A 4,492-nucleotide genomic window follows, 5' to 3' on the forward strand; every position below is an offset into this window, starting at 1 on the left:
GTCATCAGCACCTTTAACAGCGAAACACATCGCCCGTCCGCCGCGAAGCTATGGCATATGCCGCAGGCCTCTGCGCTGCCAATACCCCCGGCGGCCGCCTTTCTAGCCACTCCGCTGGAAGTACAGGCCACGTCATATTTTGCCGCACCGGTCAATATTTGCAGCTTATGAAAAGCATCCAACCCGCTCAGCTCCTTATAATCTTTATCATATTACAGAACAAATGTTCTTGTAAAGGACCCGAGGAAGTTATTCACCAGCGAATGCTGGACAACCTGCCTGACGATCTGGATAAGGCTGAGGGGTCATATATTGGGGACGCGATAAACCCGGTGGCTATAGAAGTGGAAGGGTAAATTAATTGGCGTGATTATAAATCGGACAGCGAGTTCAAGTTATACAACTAGGTTAAAAATAACTTTAGATATTAGTTGGTAATAGATAGCATAGGTAGCAAGGAATGAACGAGACATAAATGTAAAAAACCGCCTAAACTAGGCGGTTAAAAGAATGTTACATCTTTAAAAGTTCTTTTAGTTCAGAAACATCACTATTATACTTGTCTTTAATTAGTTCTTCATATTTAGATTTTATTTCGTCATCTGAAAGGTGTGGTACAAAATAAAAAAAGTCATTTAAATCTTTACATGCTTTAATATAAGCATTTGTTACAGCTTCAAAGTTAACCTTTTGCTTATCGCTTTCTACCAAATTAAAATCAGTTTTTAAATCGCTTTCATTCTTTAGCTGTTTTATTTCATTGTAAATTTGTTGATTATTAATTGTGAATTGCTCAGTGTCAATTTTACCATTAATCCAATCACTATAGTTGTTATTAGTTTTGTTAGCTATAGTTTCTAGCCGTGATGTCCATTCCTTATATAGACTTAAAAAATCTTCTTTTTTTGTAATAGTTGTTTGACCATTGTGATCTGTTGTATCTGTACTTGTTGTAGTAGTTTTTTGATTTATTAAATTTGTGCAGCCAACTAATACAACCAATACGACAAGTAAAATAATGGTTGCGAAACGGGTTTTCATTTTACTTCCTCCTTTCCCTTCTGTTAATTCTTTACCTAAAGGCAAATACCTTTTTGCAAGATATGGAAGAGGAGTTGGGAAGTTGTAATACACTTTTGACTTATATTGTGCAACAACCTTTTTAGTTTTTAATCGTATGCGGTATAATTAAGCAAAAACAGGGGTTCGGACTCATGGAAATTGTAAAAACAGAAGCAGGTTGAAAGACTACGGGCAGCGCGGCCGGAATATCATTTGAAAGGCCGGCGCAAGCAGGGGATATATCGACGCCTTAACTGGAAAAACGGTAACTTTGGAGATGAATTAGAAATGGCCGGATACGGGAGGAACACTATGAAATTCTTTAAATTTTGCGGCTTAATCTGCTTGTTTTTGTTGTTTGCGGGGATTGCCCCCGTTGTGCCTGCTTTTGGCGAACAGACAGCGATAACTGTCGTTGTTGACGGCCAAAAATTAGATCTGGAAGTGCCGCCGGTATTTCTGGAAGACCGGGTTATGGCACCGGCGCGCAGCCTGGCGGAGTCACTCCGGGCGCGGGTGGACTGGGATCCGGCGACTGAAACGGCGACAATAGCATGCGGAAGCAGGAGCGTCAAGCTGGTTGACGGCAGCAATGAAGCCCTGCTGAACGGCGAACCGGTTCCTCTGGATGTGCCGGCGCGGGTGGTGGAAAACAGGTTCCTGGCGCCCCTGAGGTTCCTGGCCGAATCCCTGGGGGCCACGGTTCAATGGAATTGTATAGAACAAAAGGCAAGAATAATCAGCGCGCCGCCCGAGCGGCCGGAAAGAGTGTGCAATTCTTCATTTCCGGCCAAAGTGGCCTTAATCAATAACGGGCATTTGTGGCTGGTGGACGGCGTCCGCGCCGGTGCGGCGCCGGTGCGGATCACCAGCGCGGGGAATGCGGAGATTGTGGGCTGGTCTCCCGATGGCCGGTGGCTGATGTACCTGCACCGGGATGCGCAAGATTCCTGGAGCAAGCCCCCCTATCTCTGGGTGGTTAAAGCTGACGGCACAGGTGCCTTCCAGGTTGACCGGCGACCGGTGGCGGATACGCCGGCTTGGTCTCCGCTGGCGGATGCCATTGCTTACGGCACTCGGGACCCTGATCAAGAACATGCGCCGGACGGCAACCTGAAGATTGCCGTTTTCGATAGTAGTGATAGCAGTGCCGCCGGAGAAGCAACAGTGACCGTGCTATTGCCTGAGCATAGCAATGTCGCCAGCTTTGCCTGGGCGCCCGACGGGCAGAGCATTGCCGTATCTTTGCCCCGGAATAAGGAGCAGCCGTTGCTGATTAACCGGATTACCTTAGAAGGACAGAGCGCGAACTTGTTTACCTACAGTGAACCCAATACGACGGAGGATATTTTTTATACCCGGTCGGCATCCGGCTTGCAGTGGTCGCCGGATGGACGCTATCTTGCTTTTTACCTGGAGCCCGGTTCAGCTTCCCTGGCGGCGGACGGCGCGGCCGTCCAGGTGCTGGATTTGCAGCAATCCGACCGGCTCCTGGATTTGGGCGGCGGGCTTAAATATGCCCAATGGCTGGCGTGGTCCCCCGACAGCGCCCGGCTGGCCTATATCGCTGGCGGTGGCCGTGACGCCACGGTAAACAAGCGCCTGCACCTGGCAGACCTGCGGAACGGCGGCAAAATCACTGATTGCGGGAGCGCCGGCCAGGTAGACACCCAGCCGGTGTGGTCGCCGCATAAGCCTTACAGCCTGCTGTTCTGCCGCGGTAAAGAAGGAGGCGAATGGGCGGGAGGCGACAATTTCCCGGAGGTACTGGTACCGGGACAGCGAATCTGGCTGAAGACGGACGGCGGAGAAGTGAAAAGCCTTACCTCCGGCCCGGCGGACACAGCCGACTACGCACCCAAGCTTTCCCCGGACGGAGAAACCCTGGCGTACCTGCGGCTGAACCGTTTTGACAGCGGTTCCCTGTGCTTAAAGCTCCTGACCGGCGGCCAGGAGATGGAATTAATCAGCGGCCTGACCGGTGACCATGGCTATTACGGCAATTACTATCCCGAATGGCTGAGTATTTACTGGGAGAGGTAAAAAATAAATGGGTCTAAGGTCTTTGTGGCGATTATCCTCACCATTCAAATTAATCATTGGTATTGTAATTGTTTTATTGCCGGCCGGATTTTTGACTCTTCATAATATGGATTTTAATCAACTGCCGGCGGAGCTGCGTGGGTTGACCGGACCGGTTTGCGTGGTGGAAAAGGTTGTGCTGTACAACGACAAGGACGGTGACGGGGTCTACGACCTTGATGATATCGTTCAGGGCGCGCGCAAGGATCTGGAGGCGAGACCGGCATATAAGGACGCCTACTATGCCGGGGGATACCCGCCGGAAAACGAAGGTGTCTGCACCGACGTGATCTGGCGGGCGCTGCAAAACGCGGGCTACGACTTAAAAGGAATGATGGACAGGGATATTCGGGAGCATCTGGAAGATTATCCCCGCGTGGCAGGCGCGCCTGAGCCCAATATTGATTTCCGCCGGGTGCCGAACCAGGAGGCTTTTTTTAAGAAGTACGCCGAACAGCTTACCACTCAGATTAAGCCTTGGGATGCGGAAAATTTAAAGCAATGGCAGGGCGGCGACATTGTGGTGTTCGGCCCGCCTCACGACCATGTGGGAGTAGTTTCAGACAAAAGGCGGGCGGACGGGGTTCCCCTGCTGATCCACAACGCCGGACCCTCTACCAGGGAGGATAACGGGCTCCTTAATTGGTCTACTCCCATAAAGTATCATTTCAGATTTTCTAAAAATAATTAATATGGTGTTGTGATTTGTGGAAGGAGGCCCGCAATGAAAATTACTCGACTGATTATCGCGCTATTAATACTTGCCTTCATAAGCGGCTGCGCTGTGGAGGAAGGGAAGTTGTCCGGCGGCCAGGGAAAGAAAACAGTTGTTACTATGGACCAGGCGATAACAGAGTACCTGGAAAACAGTATCATTCCCATTCCTGAACCCCCCGGCGTGAAGACATTTGCGGCTTACGACCTGCTCGGGGTATCCGAAAACGGGAACGAAAAAACAGCCTACCTGTTGGCGGACATACGAACATATGGGGTTGAACCGAGCGTCGGCATCGGTCCCCGCAGCGCGAGTTTCCTGCCCTTGGCGCTAACCATGAGAGAGGAGAACGGCAGTTTTACGGTCGTTGGGCACCGGCAGCCGCGCGACGGCACGTATAACTGGCCGGATATAAAACAAATTTTCCCCCAAGAATACCACGAGAGGATTCTAAACTACCACAAAACGGGGAAGGGTCAAGAAATGGAGCAATCTATCAGAGAAAAGGTAAACAATTATTTAAAGACGGCAGGAATAGAGTATACAGGATGATATTATCATTGAACATTTTCCCGACGTACTTTGTTAAATATTTTCACTGCGGAGATTATCAATATTAAGCCCAGGATCAGC

At 49.8% G+C, this 4,492-nt stretch carries 4 protein-coding genes and 1 pseudogene; 3 read left to right on the plus strand and 2 right to left on the minus strand.

Going from position 1 to position 4,492, the window contains the following annotated elements; all coding sequences use genetic code 11:
• A pseudogene (locus tag A4E54_RS03720) lies at window positions 1-182 on the minus strand (putative DNA modification/repair radical SAM protein); the annotation flags it as partial.
• Between the two features lie 331 nt (window positions 183-513).
• Complete coding sequence (locus A4E54_RS03725; RefSeq protein WP_240084154.1) at window positions 514-1,041, minus strand: hypothetical protein; 528 nt, start codon at window positions 1,039-1,041, stop codon at window positions 514-516.
• A gap of 333 nt (window positions 1,042-1,374) precedes the next feature.
• On the opposite strand from A4E54_RS03725, the gene A4E54_RS03730 reads away from it, so the two are divergent.
• From A4E54_RS03730 to A4E54_RS03740, 3 genes are read left to right on the plus strand one after another with little or no spacing between them, the layout of a single operon-like run.
• Complete coding sequence (locus tag A4E54_RS03730; protein WP_240084155.1) at window positions 1,375-3,105, plus strand: stalk domain-containing protein; 1,731 nt, start codon at window positions 1,375-1,377, stop codon at window positions 3,103-3,105.
• A 7-nt stretch (window positions 3,106-3,112) separates the two neighbouring features.
• The gene (locus tag A4E54_RS03735; RefSeq protein ID WP_286724473.1) at window positions 3,113-3,835 is read left to right on the plus strand and encodes a DUF1287 domain-containing protein; all 723 of its coding nucleotides are present in this window, start codon (window positions 3,113-3,115) and stop codon (window positions 3,833-3,835) included.
• Between the two features lie 33 nt (window positions 3,836-3,868).
• Window positions 3,869-4,411: a hypothetical protein gene (locus A4E54_RS03740; protein WP_286724475.1), complete on the plus strand. Its 543-nt coding sequence runs from the start codon at window positions 3,869-3,871 to the stop codon at window positions 4,409-4,411.
• Window positions 4,412-4,492: the final 81 nt, after the last annotated feature.

It is taken from the genome of Pelotomaculum sp. PtaB.Bin117 (genome assembly GCF_002067195.1).
In the GTDB taxonomy this organism is placed as follows: domain Bacteria; phylum Bacillota; class Desulfotomaculia; order Desulfotomaculales; family Pelotomaculaceae; genus Pelotomaculum_D; species Pelotomaculum_D terephthalicicum.